The organism is Streptomyces jeddahensis (assembly GCF_001642995.1).
GTDB classification, from domain to species: domain Bacteria; phylum Actinomycetota; class Actinomycetes; order Streptomycetales; family Streptomycetaceae; genus Streptomyces; species Streptomyces jeddahensis.
Window position 1 is genome coordinate 16551 of sequence record NZ_LOHS01000022.1, and the last position, 15481, is coordinate 32031.

Annotated in this window: 15 protein-coding genes and 3 pseudogenes; 11 read left to right on the top strand and 7 right to left on the bottom strand. The window is 67.7% G+C overall.

Going from position 1 to position 15481, the window contains the following annotated elements; translation table 11 throughout:
* The first annotated feature begins 71 nt into the window (after nt 1-71).
* The gene (locus STSP_RS01940; protein ID WP_067271115.1) at nt 72-1340 is read left to right on the top strand and encodes a flavin reductase; all 1269 of its coding nucleotides are present in this window, start codon (nt 72-74) and stop codon (nt 1338-1340) included.
* 174 nt (nt 1341-1514) lie between these two features.
* On the opposite strand, the gene STSP_RS01945 is transcribed toward STSP_RS01940, so the two are convergent.
* Nucleotides 1515-2621 carry an RNA-guided endonuclease InsQ/TnpB family protein gene (locus STSP_RS01945; RefSeq protein ID WP_067271117.1) on the bottom strand — a complete coding sequence of 369 codons (1107 nt, stop codon included), beginning with the start codon at nt 2619-2621 and terminating at the stop codon, nt 1515-1517.
* Between the two features lie 119 nt (nt 2622-2740).
* Here STSP_RS01945 and STSP_RS36520 point away from each other — a divergent pair.
* A pseudogene (locus tag STSP_RS36520) lies at nt 2741-2980 on the top strand (IS5/IS1182 family transposase); the annotation flags it as partial.
* A 53-nt stretch (nt 2981-3033) separates the two neighbouring features.
* Here the strand turns inward: STSP_RS36520 and STSP_RS01950 are convergent.
* The 4 genes and pseudogenes from STSP_RS01950 to STSP_RS01965 form a co-directional block, all read right to left on the bottom strand.
* Nucleotides 3034-3807 carry an SDR family oxidoreductase gene (locus STSP_RS01950; RefSeq protein ID WP_067271120.1) on the bottom strand — a complete coding sequence of 258 codons (774 nt, stop codon included), beginning with the start codon at nt 3805-3807 and terminating at the stop codon, nt 3034-3036.
* Nucleotides 3804-4031, bottom strand: a complete 228-nt coding sequence (locus STSP_RS39920; RefSeq protein ID WP_232789489.1) for a carboxymuconolactone decarboxylase family protein — start codon at nt 4029-4031, stop codon at nt 3804-3806. Before STSP_RS39920 ends, STSP_RS01950 begins: the two co-directional genes overlap by 4 nt.
* Nucleotides 4032-4245: 214 nt before the next feature.
* Nucleotides 4246-4575 (bottom strand): annotated as a pseudogene (locus tag STSP_RS01960) (transposase family protein); the annotation flags it as partial.
* Between the two features lie 221 nt (nt 4576-4796).
* A complete protein-coding gene (locus STSP_RS01965; protein WP_067271125.1) occupies nt 4797-5678 on the bottom strand; it encodes a LysR family transcriptional regulator in 882 nt (293 codons plus the stop codon).
* 70 nt (nt 5679-5748) lie between these two features.
* Here STSP_RS01965 and STSP_RS01970 point away from each other — a divergent pair, with 70 nt between their 5' ends.
* The 3 genes from STSP_RS01970 to STSP_RS01980 are packed head-to-tail and all read left to right on the top strand — an operon-like array spanning nt 5749 to nt 8323.
* Nucleotides 5749-6945 (top strand): thiolase family protein, encoded by a 1197-nt coding sequence (locus STSP_RS01970; protein ID WP_067271127.1) that lies wholly within the window; start codon nt 5749-5751, stop codon nt 6943-6945.
* Complete coding sequence (locus tag STSP_RS01975) at nt 6942-7637, top strand: 3-oxoacid CoA-transferase subunit A (RefSeq protein ID WP_067271129.1); 696 nt, start codon at nt 6942-6944, stop codon at nt 7635-7637. Before STSP_RS01970 ends, STSP_RS01975 begins: the two co-directional genes overlap by 4 nt.
* Complete coding sequence (locus tag STSP_RS01980) at nt 7634-8323, top strand: 3-oxoacid CoA-transferase subunit B (RefSeq protein WP_067271132.1); 690 nt, start codon at nt 7634-7636, stop codon at nt 8321-8323. Before STSP_RS01975 ends, STSP_RS01980 begins: the two co-directional genes overlap by 4 nt.
* A gap of 1155 nt (nt 8324-9478) precedes the next feature.
* On the opposite strand, the gene STSP_RS01985 is transcribed toward STSP_RS01980, so the two are convergent.
* On the bottom strand, nt 9479-9706 hold the full coding sequence (locus STSP_RS01985) for a transposase (protein ID WP_067271135.1): 228 nt from the start codon (nt 9704-9706) through the stop codon (nt 9479-9481).
* Nucleotides 9707-9864: 158 nt separating this feature from the next.
* A complete protein-coding gene (locus tag STSP_RS01990; RefSeq protein WP_067271137.1) occupies nt 9865-10617 on the bottom strand; it encodes a FadR/GntR family transcriptional regulator in 753 nt (250 codons plus the stop codon).
* Nucleotides 10618-10691: 74 nt separating this feature from the next.
* Between STSP_RS01990 and STSP_RS38130 the strand changes: the two are divergent.
* The 6 genes and pseudogenes from STSP_RS38130 to STSP_RS02015 all read left to right on the top strand — a co-directional run.
* Nucleotides 10692-10844: pseudogene (locus STSP_RS38130) on the top strand (MFS transporter); the annotation flags it as partial.
* A 698-nt stretch (nt 10845-11542) separates the two neighbouring features.
* Nucleotides 11543-12277 carry an SDR family NAD(P)-dependent oxidoreductase gene (locus STSP_RS01995; RefSeq protein WP_067271140.1) on the top strand — a complete coding sequence of 245 codons (735 nt, stop codon included), beginning with the start codon at nt 11543-11545 and terminating at the stop codon, nt 12275-12277.
* A 197-nt stretch (nt 12278-12474) separates the two neighbouring features.
* On the top strand, nt 12475-13431 hold the full coding sequence (locus STSP_RS02000; protein WP_067271141.1) for an ABC transporter substrate-binding protein: 957 nt from the start codon (nt 12475-12477) through the stop codon (nt 13429-13431).
* Between the two features lie 43 nt (nt 13432-13474).
* Nucleotides 13475-14392, top strand: coding sequence for an amino acid ABC transporter permease (locus STSP_RS02005; RefSeq protein ID WP_232789490.1), 918 nt, complete (start codon nt 13475-13477; stop codon nt 14390-14392).
* On the top strand, nt 14389-15156 hold the full coding sequence (locus STSP_RS02010) for an amino acid ABC transporter ATP-binding protein (RefSeq protein WP_067271146.1): 768 nt from the start codon (nt 14389-14391) through the stop codon (nt 15154-15156). The genes STSP_RS02005 and STSP_RS02010 overlap by 4 nt, the downstream gene beginning before the upstream one ends.
* Nucleotides 15157-15249: 93 nt before the next feature.
* On the top strand, nt 15250-15450 hold the full coding sequence (locus STSP_RS02015) for a hypothetical protein (protein ID WP_198547241.1): 201 nt from the start codon (nt 15250-15252) through the stop codon (nt 15448-15450).
* The last annotated feature ends 31 nt before the right edge of the window (nt 15451-15481 follow it).

Consider the following 15481-nt stretch of genomic DNA (forward strand, 5'->3'; position numbering starts at 1 on the left):
CATTTACAGTCTTGCGCAATGTCCGATAGATGGCGGACGATGGCCGTGCAGGCCGACGCAAGGAGCAGACCATGCAAGAACCGATCACTTCGATCGACCCCACCCGCTACCGGGAGGTCATGGGCCACTACCCCACCGGTGTCACGGTCGTGACAGGCCTCGACGACGCAGGAGAGCCGGTCGGGATGGTGGTGGGAACGTTCACCTCGGTCTCTCTCGATCCGCCCCTCGTGGCCTTTCTCCCGACGACCTCCTCACGGACGTTCGCCCGCCTGAGGACGTCGAAGGCCTTCTGCATCAATGTGCTCGCCCACGACCAGGCCGGTCTCTGCCGCACGATGGCCTCCTCAGGGCCGGAGAAGTTCTCCAACGTCGACTGGAGCCCTTCGCCGCTCGGCGCTCCCATGCTCTTCGACGCTGTGGCGCACATCCACTGCTTCCCCACCGAGGCCATCGAGGCCGGCGATCACTACATCCAGCTTTGCGCCGTCAGCGCGATGGACGTAAGCCGGCAGGTGACCCCGCTGCTCTTCTTCCAGGGGGGATACGGCGGATTCTCGCCGCACGGCATGACGGCCCGGGGGGACGGCGAGCTGATCGCCGGCCTCCGACTGGCCGACCTCGCGCGGACACAGATCGAGGCGCTGGCCGACGAACTCCGCTGTGAGGCCGCGGTGATGGTGGCTGCCAACGAGGACGAGCTCACCACCGCCGCCGTGGCCCACGGCGGCCGCGCCCTGATGCGCGAGCTGATCGGAGAGCGGCTTCCGATGAAGCCGCCGCTCGGCGAGGCCTACATGGCGTGGGCCCCCGAAACGGCCATTGAACGCTGGCTCGCATTCGCCGGCAAGGACCCCGAAACCGCCAAGACCCTGCAAAACCGTCTGGCAAAGATCCGCGACCGCGGCTACGCCGCCTGGGAGGCGAAGCCGGCAGACACAGCAACCCGCCACGACCTCGAGCGGCTGATGGACAAGTACGCCACCGGCGGCCTCACACCGGCAGCAGAACGCTCCCTGCTCGCCCGGATGGCGGAACTGATGCCCTACTACTCCCACAGCGGCGAGTTCGAGGACAGCCAGACCTACGACATCGCCGGCCTGATGACCCCCGTTCTCAGCTCGGACGGCAACATCGCGATGCTCCTGCGCCTCGCGCAACTCCCCCCAGCAAGCCCGGGCCGAGACGTGAAGACATGGATCGCCCGGCTGCGGTCCGCCGCCTCCGCCGTCGAAGCAATCCTTCACGGCAACCCCGATGAACCCGACTCCTCAGCCGGGCCCGTCCAGCCAAGGGTGCTGCCCGGGTCCGTCCAATCAACGGCTGATCTTGGTTGTTGAGTCAGTTGCTGGTGGTGGGGGTGAGGCGTCCTTCGAAAGGTGATCCGGAAGGCGTTCAGGGCTGCCTTCCGGCGCACCGTCCAGCGGCGGCGTTCCTTGCCGGTCGGATCCAGTGACATGAGCGCCATTTGAAGCTCTCCCCTGCCTTCGCAGGCTCAGGAAGGGGATTCCCGTCTACCTTGCGGCGACAGGCTTGACGGTTTTACCCGCCCTGCGACCGCGCCTTCCGGCGGCCGGGACCTCCACGATGACGTGGCCGATCCGGTACAGGTGCAAGATGTTCCTGGCTGCGTTCCAGTCGGCGTTCGCCGCCCAGCCGCAGTCGGGATTCTTACAGGAGAACAGTCCCTGGCTCTCTCGGCTGTAGGGGGTGGTGCATTGGCAGGCTGAGCATCGCTGGGAGGTGTGAGGGGCGGGGACCTTGACGAGCCGGCCGCCGTATCGGGCGCTCTTGTACGTCAGCATCGTCACGGTCCGACCCCACGCCTCTTGCGCGATGGAGCGGTTCAGTCCGGCCTTCGCCCTGGCCCCGTTGCGCAGGAACGCGCCCTCGCCTGCGGGGTCGGGCTTGGGGGCCGGGCTCTTGGTCATGCCGGGGATGTTGAGCTGTTCGACCACCAGCACGCCGTAGGTGCGGGCGAGATAGGTGGTGGTCTGGTGCTGCCAGTCAAGGGCTCGTCGCGTGGCTTTGGCTCGAAGCTGCTTGATCTGGTCGTAGGTGTGCTGCAACCGCCTGGAGGTCTTCTCCCCGCGCTTGCGGAACGTCCTGCGGTGCGCGGCCTGCCGCTCCAGCTGGAGGAGCTTGGCCTTCTCCTTGGAGGTCAGCCACTTGTCCCAGTCGGCGGTGCCATCCAGAAGCCGAGGCCGGCGCCCGTGGTCCTGGTGGTCCTCGTTGGACAGGGCCAGGGGGATGTTCACCCCGGCGTCGATGCCGACCTTGGGCCCCTGGTGGGGCTCGGGGGCGCGTGGGAGGCTCTGGACGCGGAAGGCGATGTGCCAGCCCAACGCGTCCTTGACCAGCCGGGCGCCGGTGATCCGGTTCTCCTTGTCAGCGCGCTTGCCGACCGGGAGATCCTTGGTCCAGCGGAAGCGGACCCGGCCCACCCTGGGAATGCTGACCATGCCCCAGCGGCGGTGCACGCGGACGATGTTCAGGTCCCGGCCCTGCGGAATGTCCACGGACATCGACGAGCGGAAGCGGCCCTTATAGTTCGGCTCGTCGGCTCGGCCTTCCCAGCAGTTCACCCACGCTGGCCACTGAGGTCTTCTCAGCAACGTGATGGTTGCGGTGTGTGATCACACCACCGTGCGCGGGACGGTGACCTGGCGTCAGATATGAGTGAAGCCCCTGATAGGAACGGGTCTGCCAAGATCAGGTTCCGTACAACCAGAGGCTCCACGTGCCCTCCAGTATCACCTGCACCGCCGTGCTCGATGTCCGCAGGGAGACCGCCGAGCATCTTGCGCAGCTGCTGCGCGGGCACCGCGAGCGACTCGGAACCCGCAAGGACACCCGCGCGCTGGGCGTCTTCAAGCAGGCGGTGCTGGTGCTGCGCTGGTTCGTCGACGGCACACGGATGGCCCAACTCGCCCGGGACACCGGGATTTCGGTGCCCACCGGCTACCGCTACCTACACGAGTGGGAGTCCTTTGCGGAGTTCGATTGGGTGGAAGCGCTCAGCGCACAGGACCCTTATCTCGGGACCCAGGGGCGGCTGGCGGCAGTGACGACGATTTCCACGACGAGACCACGCGGGTCGCGCGTGGCCGCGAAGTGGACAGCTTCGGCGATGGCCCCCATGTCGGCGAGCGCATCGTGATCCGGCAGGCGCGGAGCCCCTGCAGCGATCTTCGGAGGGTTGGCGCGCAGCGCCTCGAGCTTGGGCGAGTCCACGAGCGCATCGACCAGGACGGTCGCCACCCGGACTCCGTCGTGGCGCAGCTCCTCCGCCGCAGCGTGGACCAGGCTCCGCGCGGCCTGCTGTCCGGCGGCCCACAGGCCCTCCCCCATCTTGGGGCGCAGTGCCAGGCCGTTGCCGATCTGCACCAGAGCACCTCTCCCGCTAGCACGCAGCGCACGAGCCCCCTCGGAGAGGAAGACGAACGCCTGCCGCCCGATCGCGTCGGCCCATCGCTCCCAGCTGTCCAGGTCGGCGTCGGCGATCTGGCCGCCGCCGTACTGCTCACCGGGCTTGGGGATCCCGACGCCAGCCGCGTTGACCAGCGCGTCGAGGCGCCCCAGAACCTGACGCACATGCTCGAGCGCGGTGCGGAGCTGCAGTGGGTCGGTGACGTCCGCCGCGACCCCCAGCGCTCTCGACGCCCGCACCTGCTCGAGCGTGTCCTCGCTGCGCGCGATCGCAGCACCCTGCCACCCCTGCTCGACGAAATGCCGCAGCACGGCACCGCCGAGGTTGCGCGCGCCCAGCACCACGACGACCGGGCGGTCCGCCGGTTCGCTGGTCACTCGCCAACCTCCGTAGCGAGCCGCTCGAGCGTCTTCTCGGCATCGAGGACCGCTCCACGGGCCAGAGAGACACCAGCATCGGGCGCGGTGGGCAGCAGAACCTCGCGGATGTCGTCAGTAGTGAGCCCGTCCCTCAGCGCGACCTCGATGTGGAGCGCGATCTCGTCCTCTCGGCCCAGGGCGGTCAGGATCGCGAGGGTGATGCAGCTCTTGGGACCAACCACATATCCGACACCACTCTGGCTGGCGAGCGCTAGGGCCCCGACGCCAGCGAGCACAGACGCCACACGGCGCCGGGTAGCTTTGACGGACAAGAGACACCTCTGCCTAATGTTCGATGTTTCTAATGTACGACGTTTATCGATCGCCAACGTAACCTCGACCACAACCCACGTCAATGAACCCTTCTCGGTAACTTGTTGTGACGGTTCGTGATCTTCAGGCTGTGTGGTCGTGTTCCAGTTGCAGGAGGACGAGGGCGGCTCGGGCGATGCGGGTGATGGCCGACGGGTCGAGGCTGACCCGGCGCAGGGCCTTGAAGGTGACCTTCAGCAGGGCGTTGGCGCGCTCGGCGACCGCGTGGACGCCTCGGATCACGGCGTTGAACGTCTTGTCGGACTCGGTGAGTTCGCCACCCTTGGGCTTCTTGACCGGATGGCGGAAGCCGTCGCCCGCGTTCTCATAGCCGAGGTCGGTCAGGGTGGGGATGCCCAGCGTGGCGGCGAGCTGGTTCAGGGACCGCCGACGAGCCTGAGGCCTGGCGCATGTGGGCGTCCAGCACCAGCCCGCCTCCTTGAATCGCAGCGATGGCGATCACTCTCTGGATGGCCACCAGCAGGCCTGTGATCACCCCGCGGGTCTTCGCCGGCACCAGTCGCATCAGCAGACCGGGGCCGGCGAGGAAGCACATGGAGGCCATGCCGTTGGGCGCCCCGCTGCGAGCCCGGCGGCCACGACGAAGCCGCCCGTCAGCAGCATGAAGTGGCGGGTCAAAAGAGCTTGCGGATGACCTCGACCGTGAGAGCCAGGTGCGGTTCACCGCGGTCGGCGCGGTAGGCGACGGCGAGTTCGATCGCCGCTGCCGGACGCACCAGAGGTCGGTAGACAACACCGCGGAGCGTGAGTGCCGTTACCGGCTCGGGCACGACCGCGACTCCGAGACCGCCGGCGACGAGGGTGATGAGCGTCGAGGTCTCGCCGACCTCGTGTCGGACGTGCGGTTCGACACCGGCGTCGCGCAGAACACCGAACACGACATCGTGCATCACCGAGTGGCGGTCCGCCCAATGCACGATCAGGTCGACGCCGGCGAGGTCGGCGGCGCGCACCTGGGTCTTGGGTGCGAGGGGGTGCTCGACCGGGAGAGCCACCACGAGGCGGTCTCGGCGCAGGGTATGGACGGTGAGGGCAGGGTCGGCCACGGGCGGGCGCAGCAGGGCCACGTCGATCGCGCCGCTGCGCAGTGCCTCCACCTGATCCGGCGCGAGCATTTCGCCGCGGAAGGAGAAGTCGATGCCCGGCAGTTCGGTGGCGAGGTGACGTGACAGCGTCGGCAGCAGACTGTAGGTCGCGGAACCGACGCAGCCGAGGGTGAGGTGACCGACCGCGCCGGCGGCGACCCGGCGGGCGTGGTGGGCGGCGGCGTCGACCTCGGCGAGGATCGCCCGCACCCGGTCCAGGTAGGCGCGGCCGGCACTGGTGAGGTCGACGCGCCGGGTGGTGCGCTGGAACAGCTCGACGCCGAGTTCGGCTTCGAGTCGCCGGATGGCCTGGGACAGCGGCGGTTGTGCCATGTGGAGCCGTTCGGCCGCGCGTCCGAAGTGGCGCTCTTCCGCGACGGCGACGAAGTAGCGGAGCTGCCGCAGATCCATAGCTTCAGCGTCTCAATCGGGGTAGATATTGATACTTCACGGTATCGGCGCTCCGGTCTAGCGTCGAGCCATGAGCAATGCATTCCTCTACTCCGCCGCGCGGACACCGTTCGGCAAGTTCAACGGCGCGCTGGCCGACGTACGGCCTGACGATCTGGCCGCTGCCGCGATCAGCGGTGTGCTCGCGCAGACGCCGTCGCTGGATCCCGCGGCGATCGACGAGGTCGTCTGGGGCAACGCCAACGGCGCCGGCGAGGAGAACCGCAACGTGGGCCGGATGGCGGCGCTGCTGGCCGGGGTGCCGACCAGCGTGCCGGGTACGACGGTCAATCGGCTGTGCGGCTCCAGCCTGGACGCGGCGATGGCCGGCTCCCGGACGATCGAGACGGGTGACGCCGAGATTGTTCTCGTGGGCGGCGTCGAGTCGATGACGCGGGCGCCATGGGTGCTGCCCAAGCCGTCGCGGGCCTTCTCGGCGGGCGACGTGACCGCGGTGTCGACCACGCTGGGCTGGCGACTGGTCAACCCGCGGATGCCGAAGGAGTGGACCGTCGCACTGGGGGAGTGCAACGAGCAGCTCCAGGAGCGCTTCGGCATCTCCCGCGAGCGCCAAGACGAGTTCGCCGTGCGCTCCCACCGCCTGGCGCAGCAGGCGTGGGAGGACGGCTTCTACGACCCGCTGGTCACCCCGGTCGCCGAACTGAGCCGGGACGAGGGCATCCGAGCGGGCTCGAGCACCGGGAAGCTGGCCGGGCTCAAGCCTTCGTTCCGGCCGGACGGCACCATCACCGCGGGCAACGCCTCGCCGCTCTCCGACGGCGCCTCCGCGGTCATCCTCGGCAGTGAGTCCGCGGCAGCGGCCATCGGCCGAGACCCGCTCGGCCGGATCCTCGGCAGAGGCGCGATGGCCCTGGACCCACAGGACTTCGGCTACGCCCCGGTCGAGGCGGCCAACCGGGCACTCGCCCGCGCCGGGATCACCTGGGACCAGGTCGGCGCGGTCGAGCTCAATGAGGCCTTCGCCGTCCAGTCGCTGGCCTGCATCGACACCTGGCTCAAGGACGGCCTGCGCGATCCCGGGATCGTCAACCAGCGCGGCGGGGCCATCGCGATCGGGCACCCGCTGGGCGCTTCCGGCGGCCGTCTCTTGGGGACCCTGGCCGCCGTGCTGAAGGAACGCCGCGAGCGGTACGGCGTGGCCGCGATCTGTATCGGCGTCGGCCAGGGCCTGGCCGTCGTCCTGGAGAACCTTGAGGTGTCCAGGTGAGCCGCGCGACCGTGCTGGAATCAACCGACGAGGCCGTCGCGGGGATCGAGGACGGCTCCACCGTCCTGGTCGGCGGCTTCGGCCTGGCCGGGATGCCGTTCGACCTCATCGACGCCCTCATCCGGCAGGGCGCGAAAGACCTCACGATCGTGTCCAACAACGCCGGCAACGGCGACGTCGGCCTGGCCGCGCTGCTCGCGGCCGGCCGGGTGCGCAAGGTGCTGTGCTCCTTTCCGCGGCAGGTCGACTCCTACGTCTTCGACGCGCTCTACCGCGAGGGCAAGGTCGAGCTCGAGGTGGTACCCCAGGGCAACCTCGCCGAGCGGATGCGGGCCGCCGGCGCCGGGATCGGCGCGTTCTACTGCCCGACCGCGGTGGGCACCCCGCTCGCCGAGGGGAAGGAAGTGCGCACCATCGACGGACGCGACTACCTGCTGGAATATCCGATCCACGGCGACTACGCCCTCATCTCCGCCCATCGGGCCGACCCGATGGGCAACCTCGTCTACCGCAAGACCGCCCGCAACTTCGGCCCCGTGATGGCGGCGGCCGCCACCACCACGATCGTCCAGGTTGACGAGGTCGTCCCGCTCGGCGGGCTCGCCCCCGAGGCGGTCGTCACGCCCTCCGTTTACGTCGACCGCATCGTCGCGGTCAAGGCCCGTCACTACACCGTCCAGGGGGCACGATGAGCGACACCACCGCCTCGACAACTGCCGCGCATGCGGGCAAGGCCCCCGTGGCCGTCGACCACCCTCTCAGCATGGAGGAACTGGCCGCCATGATCGCCCGGGACATCCCGGCCGGCGCGTTCGTCAACCTCGGCATCGGCCAGCCGACCAAGATCGCCGATCACCTGCCCCCAGAGCTCGGCGTCGTCCTCCACACCGAGAACGGCATGCTCGGCATGGGGCCGAAGGCCGAAGGCGCCGAGATCGACCCCGACCTCACCAACGCCGGCAAGGTGCCGGTCACCGAACTTGCTGGAGCGGCATACTTCCACCACGCCGACTCATTCGCCATGATGCGCGGCGGCCACCTCGACATCTGCGTACTCGGCGCCTACCAGGTCTCCGAACACGGCGACCTGGCCAACTGGCACACCGGCAAGCCCGACGACATCCCCGCCGTCGGCGGCGCCATGGACCTCGCCATCGGCGCCAAGGACACTTACGTGATGATGACGCTCTTCACCAAGTCCCGAGCGCCCAAACTCGTCCCCAAGTGCACCTACCCACTCACCGGCGTCGGCTGCGTCAGCCGCGTCTACACCGAGGTCGCCACCTTCGACCTGCGACCCGACGGTGTCCACGTGCTGGAGACCTACGGCACCACCATCGAGGAGTTGCGCTCGCGCCTCGACGTCGAACTGCACTGACCCCCTCTCACGGCCACGAACCGCACCCGGTGCCCCTGAACACCGCTTCCCGGAGGTCGAGATGCACGATTCAGTCAGTCGAGACGCCGCAAGCCGAGCGAGGAACAGGATGACGGGCGGTTTCCATCGGTCGCCTATCACGACCGTGGAGTAGATCTGACGGGGACTCAGCCCTGTCCGGCAGGAGGGACGATGCAGGAAGAGACCAGTACCGTTGCCGACCATCAAAGCGCATTGCGGTACCAGCGCTGCCGATGGTGCTCCTCGCCGCAGCCACGCCCGGCTACGACCTGCCGGATCTGCGGCAGTGACCGCTTCCGCTGGGAAGAGAGCGCCGGACACGGCCGGGTGGTCTTCACCCCGACGCCACCCAGGAAACGCCTTACGATGATCCAGCTTGACGAGGGCCCACTCATCGACGGCTTGATCCGCGGCGGCCCACAAGAAAAGCCCTGGGTCGGCGCAAGGGTGCGTTTGAGCAGTACCCAAGACCAGCCGGGACGCCCGGTCTTCGTGCTGCTCCCCGCCGAGTGGAGCGCCACGCCCGGAGTCTCAAGGTGACCACAACCGGACCGGAAGGGCACCTACGTCAGCCCCAAACCTGGGGCTCTCATGTGGAAAGCATGTTGACCTGGGGGAAAAACCGATGGACACCCGGAGGGCCGTGTCGCTAGGGGCGGGGACCGTGCCTGGTCAGCGGCCCGGGGCGAGTTCAACAATGTCGGCGTTGGGGGCCAGTTCGATGACCTTCTTGGGCGGTCCGAGGTCCAGGGCGGTGCAGATGTCGCGCTGGGGGCTTGCGAACGAAGCCTCGGCCGATCAGGTCGGTGGCGAACACGGCGCGCCTGCCGGGGCAGGCCCCGCCTGCGGCGCGGGATGACGCCGGTGATGCCGCGCTCGCGCATCAGCCGCTCGACCCGTTTGGGGTTGTCCGCGCGGTCCCGCCCCCCCTAGGGTCGCGTGGATCCGGGGGACGCCCGACCAGCCTCTCCTCCGCTTTCTGCCGCGTGTCGAGCCGGCGCTGTAGCCACGTGGGCGTAGCAGTAGCTGGACCGGGCCAGGCCGCGCACTCGGCACAGCGTGGACACGCTGTGGCCGTCCGGGTTCGTCGAAGTTGCGTTCTCCGCGTCGACGAAGGCGCACAGGGCGCCTACTTCAACGTCTACTGCGCGAAGATGGCCGCGGCTTTTTCAGGAGGGCGCCGGCCGGGCCCTGTCCCTGGTGGGTCTTCGCCTGGTTGACCCAGTTGCACACCCCCCCGGCGCTGACCCCGAGATCCCTCGCAGCCTCGGTCGGCATCTTGTCCGAGGCCAGCGCGAGCGCGACCGCGTCCCGTTTGAACTCGGCCGTGTACTGCTTGCTCTTGTTGCTCTGCTTGCTCACTACCTGGAACTGCTTCCTCCGGGACCATCCGTCCCAGTATCAAGCTGTCCAGGTCAGAGGGGGAACCTCAGCCACGTCAACATGGTCATCGAGGACGCGGTGGCCCGCGATTGGACCAGGCAGCAGTTCGGTTTGCCGCGCGCTTGAGCAGTTCCTGCCTACTCGGCCGCTGCGAACGGGCTGTCCGTGGCGCTCTCCGCGGGCCCGCCATAGTGGGCCAGGTCGAGTTGGGCCGCCATGGCGTCCTCGGCCGCGTCCGCGTCCTGGGCGACGATCGCGGCCACCAGAGCCCGGCTCCGCTCCAGCGTCGCCTTCGCGTCCTCAGGTTTCAGATCACGGGTGTAGACCGGCAGGGTCGCCCGGCCCATGGCCGACACGAAGGACGCCAGCAGCCGGTTGCCGCTGGCGGCCGCGATCAGGTTGTAGAGAGCCATGCCGAGTTCGAAGAGCTCGGGGTCGCGGTGGTCGCGCTTCTCGCGGACCATCTCTTCCTGGCGCTGGATAAGGCTCTGCAGCTCTGCCGCCTGCTCATCCGACCGATGCGCGGCGGCCAGGCGCGCGGCGGGAATCTCCAGCATCCGGCGGACGCGGGTCACCTCCTGGATCGACACACTGCCGAGCTTGAGGATCGTCTCGAGCGAACCGGACAGCTGGCTCTGGAGGGACTCGTGGTCCACTGTCTGGACGAAGCTGCCCCCGCCCGCGCCGGGCACCTTCGAGATGAACCCCTGGGCCACCAGCGCCCGCAGCGCCTCTCGCACCGTCGAGCGACTGACCTGGAACTGACTGGCCAGTTCGGCCTCGCTGGGCAGCCGCTCGCCACGCTTGAAGGCCGAAGAGACGATTGCCTCGCGCAACTGTCTCTCGATCTGGTCACGAGGCCGCTGGACGGGCTCAGGTTGAAAGCTCATACGCCAATTCTAGGGCACCAGGTCAACTATCAGTTACACACCAAGAAGGCTAATCTCGGACAAGGGTGGGACGCCGCACCGCCTGCCTCGCCGGTGCCGGCGTTTTCGTCCTCGTCCTGGCCGGGCACACCCGGCTGATGCCGCAGCACATCCCCGGCCGGATCCGCACCCAGCAGCCCGGCGGGGCCCGTGCGCTGATGCGCAACCTCCGTTTCCTCGCCCTGTGCGGCCTCCGGTAAAGACAAGAGGGCATCGCCAGTCCGGGTCATGACGGCGCCCGAGGGGCCCTTGCCTCCGCCCTGACCCCGCAGCGTCCGCGACCGTGGTCCCCGGCAACCGCACCAAGCCATCCCATCCAGACCCCGGGCAGCCGCCCGACTGGCAGAACAAGTGCAGGTCAGTGGGGACGACTGCCAAGATAGTCGACAAACGACTATCTGGGGGCTAGGTTGAGCCACCACGCGGCAGCGAGAGCAGCCGCGTGATGGTCGACATACGACAATCTGGCGGTTAGTTTGAGCCACCACGCGGCATTCCGCCCATCCTGTTGCTCAGAAGGAGAGCCGGGCAGAGATGATCGAGATACATACGAGTCGCGCTGCTGGTCACTGCCACCGTGGTCAGCGATTGGGTCGCCGATCAGGTCATCCTCGACGCGGGAACAGGCGTTCCTGGACAAGACTCCTCCCGCTGCAGGTCGGCGAGTTCCGCCTCAGCGTCGCCGGCGTGGTGCGGCGGTGCCGCCGGTGCAAAAACACGTATGCCCGGGCGTCCCCGATTCCGAGGACCTGCTCGTCACCGACAGCGTGGGCACGTCGCTGCAGCGGTGGCCGGTCGACGCCCGCAGATTCCTCGGCTGACCGGCCCCGGAACGACTCCCCCTGGCCGAGCGCGAATCGACCGCCCCCGTGAAGGAATACCTGACATGAGACTCAAGAACGTCGCGGCCCTGGTGACCGGCGCCAGCAGTGGCATCGGGCAGGCAGTGAGTTCCCACTTCCGCCGTGAGGGCGCGCGGCTGCTGCTCACCGGTCGCAGGGAGCGGCTCGACACCGCCCAGCCCGACGATCTGTACGTCCCTGGGGACCTCAATGACGAGGCGTTCGTCGAGGACCTGGCCAAGCAGGCCGCCGAGTCCCTCGGCACCGTCGACGTCGTCGTCCTCAACCACGGCCTGCAGGCCAGCAGTCCGCTCACCGAGATGGCTTCCGACGACGCGAAGAATGTGCTCGACAGCAACCTGCTCAGCGCGTTCCTGGTGATGAAGCACTTCGCGCCGCTGATGCCTTCTGAAGGTGGCTCGTTCGTCTGTGTCAGTTCACGGCTCGGCATGGTCGGCAAGCCTGGGGAAGTCCTGTACTCCGCCGCCAAGGGAGGCCTCATCATGCTCGCCAAGGGCGCAGCGATCGAATGGGCCCCCCGCAACATCCGCGTCAACGTCGTCGCACCTGGCCTGACCGCCACCCCGATCATCGAAGCAGCGATCCAGCGCAGCGCCGATCCCGAGGTCTACCGCCGCGAGCGCGAGGTTCAAATCCCGCTGCAACGCCTCGCCACCCCTGAAGAGGTCGCCGACGCGGTCCTCTTCTTCGCGTCATCGGAGTCGTCGTACATCACCGGAGCGGTTCTCCCGGTTGACGGCGGATACACCGCCTTCTGAGCACCCTCGCTTCTGTCGTACGTGAAGGTCGCGAACCGCGGGTCCGGTCGAAGCGATGAGCGGATGCCATTCGGCACCCCACGAGGCCCAACGCCCAGTCCGACGGGTTCCTGACCATTCCCAGCCAGTTCGAAACACCACCCATCCGGGATCGGAGCGCTCCCAGCGCCCTTTCCCTTTGAATAAGGAGCAGACCCATGCGAGTCAGCAGAAACCTGAGCGTCACGATCGTCACGTCGGCCCTGGCCCTCGCGCTCGCCGCGTGCGGGTCGAGCGGCACCGGGCAGAACGTGGGGGCGAAGAGCACGACGCAGGGCGGCGGATCCGGCTCGTCGGCCGAACACACCGACGACATCTCGGTCGGTGTGAAGCCGGATGCGAAGGCGGTGAAGCTGCTGCCCGCGGCGGTGAAGGCCAAGGGCACGCTCTCGGCGGCCATGGACCTGTCCAGCCCGCCCACCACGTTCATGGCATCGGACAACAAGACCCCGATCGGGTTCAACCCGGACATGGCCCGGCTGATCGCCGCCAAGCTCGGCCTGAAGCTGCAGATCAACAACATCAAGTTCGACACCATCATCACCGGACTGCAGGCCGACCGATACGACTTCACCGCCTCCACCATGGGCGCCACCAAGGACCGGCTGAAGGTGCTCGACATGGTCAACTACTTCAAGGCCGGCACCGGAGTGTCCGTCCCCTACGGAAATCCGCAGAAGCTGACCACCCACACGCTGTGCGGGCACCGCGTCGGGGTCCAGTCCGGCAGCACCGCGGAGCTGCAGTGGCTGCCCCAGCTGTCCAAGGAGGACTGTACGAGCAAGGGCAAGCCGGCCATCAAGGCGGTGACCCTGCCCAGCGTGAACGACGCGCTCACCCAGCTGGTCTCCAAGCGGATCGACGCGGTGATGTACGACTTCACCGGGCTTAAGTGGGCGGCCACGCAGCAGCCGAAGACATTCGAGGTCCTCGAGCCCCTGGTGGCCACCAAGACCGTGGCCGTCGCGCTGAAGAAGGACTCACCGCTGACCCCCGCGGTGCAGGCTGCCATCCAGTCGATCATCGACGACCCCAAGTACGCCGAGGCGCTGGGCCGCTGGGGTTTCGATGACCTCGGGATCAAGACCGCGGCCATGGCCGTCCCGCAGGACTGAGATACCGATGGACGTGCTCGAGACGACGACCAGGAGCCGACCGGTGCCACAACTACTGGCCGAAGACAAGAAGCGGATCACGCCGAAACGTCCGCGCGACTACGTGGCCTGGGCCGTCGCGATAGCGATCGTCGCCGGTCTGGTGTGGACCGCGGTGACGAACGAGAACTATCGCTGGCCGGTGGTGTTCAGCTACTTCACCACCGAGACCATCCTCAACGGCCTGCTGATCACGCTGTTTCTGACCGCGGCGAGCATGGGTCTGGGCACACTGCTGGGGCTGGTGCTGGCGGTGATGCGCATGTCGCACCAGCGGCCCGTCTCCGGGCTGGCCCAGCTCTACATCACCTTCTTCCGCGGCACCCCGGTGCTCGTGCAGTTGATCTTCTGGTTCAACATCGCGGCGCTGTACCCGAACATCTCCATCGGTATCCCGTTCACCGACATATCCACGCCGGTGAACGTGAACGCGATCATGACCCCGATGACCGCGGCCGTGGTGGGGCTGACGCTGAATCAGGCCGCGTACATGTCCGAGATCATCCGTGGCGGGTTCGCCGCGGTTCCTCGCGGACAGCATGAGGCCGCGGAGTCCCTGGGCATGTCGGGGTTCACCAAGCTCCGCCGTGTGATCATCCCGCAGACCATGCCGACGATCATTCCGGCCACCGGCAACCAGGTGATCGGCATGCTCAAGGAAACCTCGCTGGTGAGCGTGCTCGGCGTCGCCGACCTGCTGCAGAGTGCACAGGCCATCTACGCCCGCAACTACCAGACGATTCCGCTGCTGATCGTGGCCAGCCTCTGGTACCTGATCATGACGCTGGTGCTGAGCGTGCCGCAGTCCATGATCGAGCGCCGTTTCTCCCGCTCGACCAAGACGCGACTGACCCCGGCCGCCACCTCGGCCGAGCCCGGGGCCGGCCAGCCCGTCCCCACCACGAGGGAGTCCCTGCTGTGAACGCCGACGGAACGATCGTCGCACGCAAGCTGTGCAAGAGCTTCGGACGTCACCAGGTCCTGCGTGACATCGACCTGACCGTCGCGGCCGGGGAGATCTCGTGCATCATCGGGCCGAGCGGCTCGGGCAAATCGACACTGCTGCGCTGTATCAACGGCCTGGAGGCCGTCGACCGCGGAGTCCTGAAGGTCAACGGAGAGGACTTCGGCTACGTCGAGAAGGACGACGCCTACCACGCCGTACGCCCCAGGCGGCTGGCCGAACAGCGCGCCCGTATCGGCATGGTGTTCCAGCAGTTCAACCTGTTCCCCAACATGACCGCCGAGAGCAACGTCATGTCCGGACCAGTGCTGGTGCAGAAGAAGAACCGCGAGGCCTGCCGGGAGCAGGCGCGAGAACTGCTGGCCAAGGTCGGCCTCGAGGGGTGCGGCCACAAGTACCCCGCCCAGCTCTCCGGCGGCCAGCAGCAACGCGTGGCCATCGCCCGCGCGCTCGCGATGGAACCCACCATCATGCTGTTCGACGAACCCACCAGCGCACTGGATCCGGAACGTGTGGGCGAAGTACTCGCCGTCATGCGCGATCTCGCCGGCAACGGCATGACCATGCTGCTCGTCACCCACGAGATGGGCTTCGCCCGTGAGGTCGCCGACGAGGTGCTGTTCATGGACGAAGGCATCGCGGTCGAACGCGGCGATGCCCGCGAAGTCCTGGGCAACCCCCGCGAGAAGCGAACCCAGGCGTTCCTCGAAAGGGTGCTGTAGCAGGGCACGGACCTGCGGCAGCGGTTCGTTACCAAGGACTCCCCCTACGTCGCCGAAGTCCGCGGCGCAGGTCTGTACGTCGGCGTGGGGATCGTGAAGGACCGCGGCACTCTTGAGCCGGACCGCCTGCTGACCGAAGACGTCATCAACGACATGCGCGATCGCCGGATCCTCATCAACGGCACGGGCAAGTCGGCCAACACCCTGAAGATCCGCCCGCCGCTGGCCTTCGATTCCGCCGATGTGACCCGATTCCTGGAGATCTTCGCCGAGGTCGCGAAAAACCGTCTGTGACAACCTCACCGATCGGCAACTGGAGAGACCC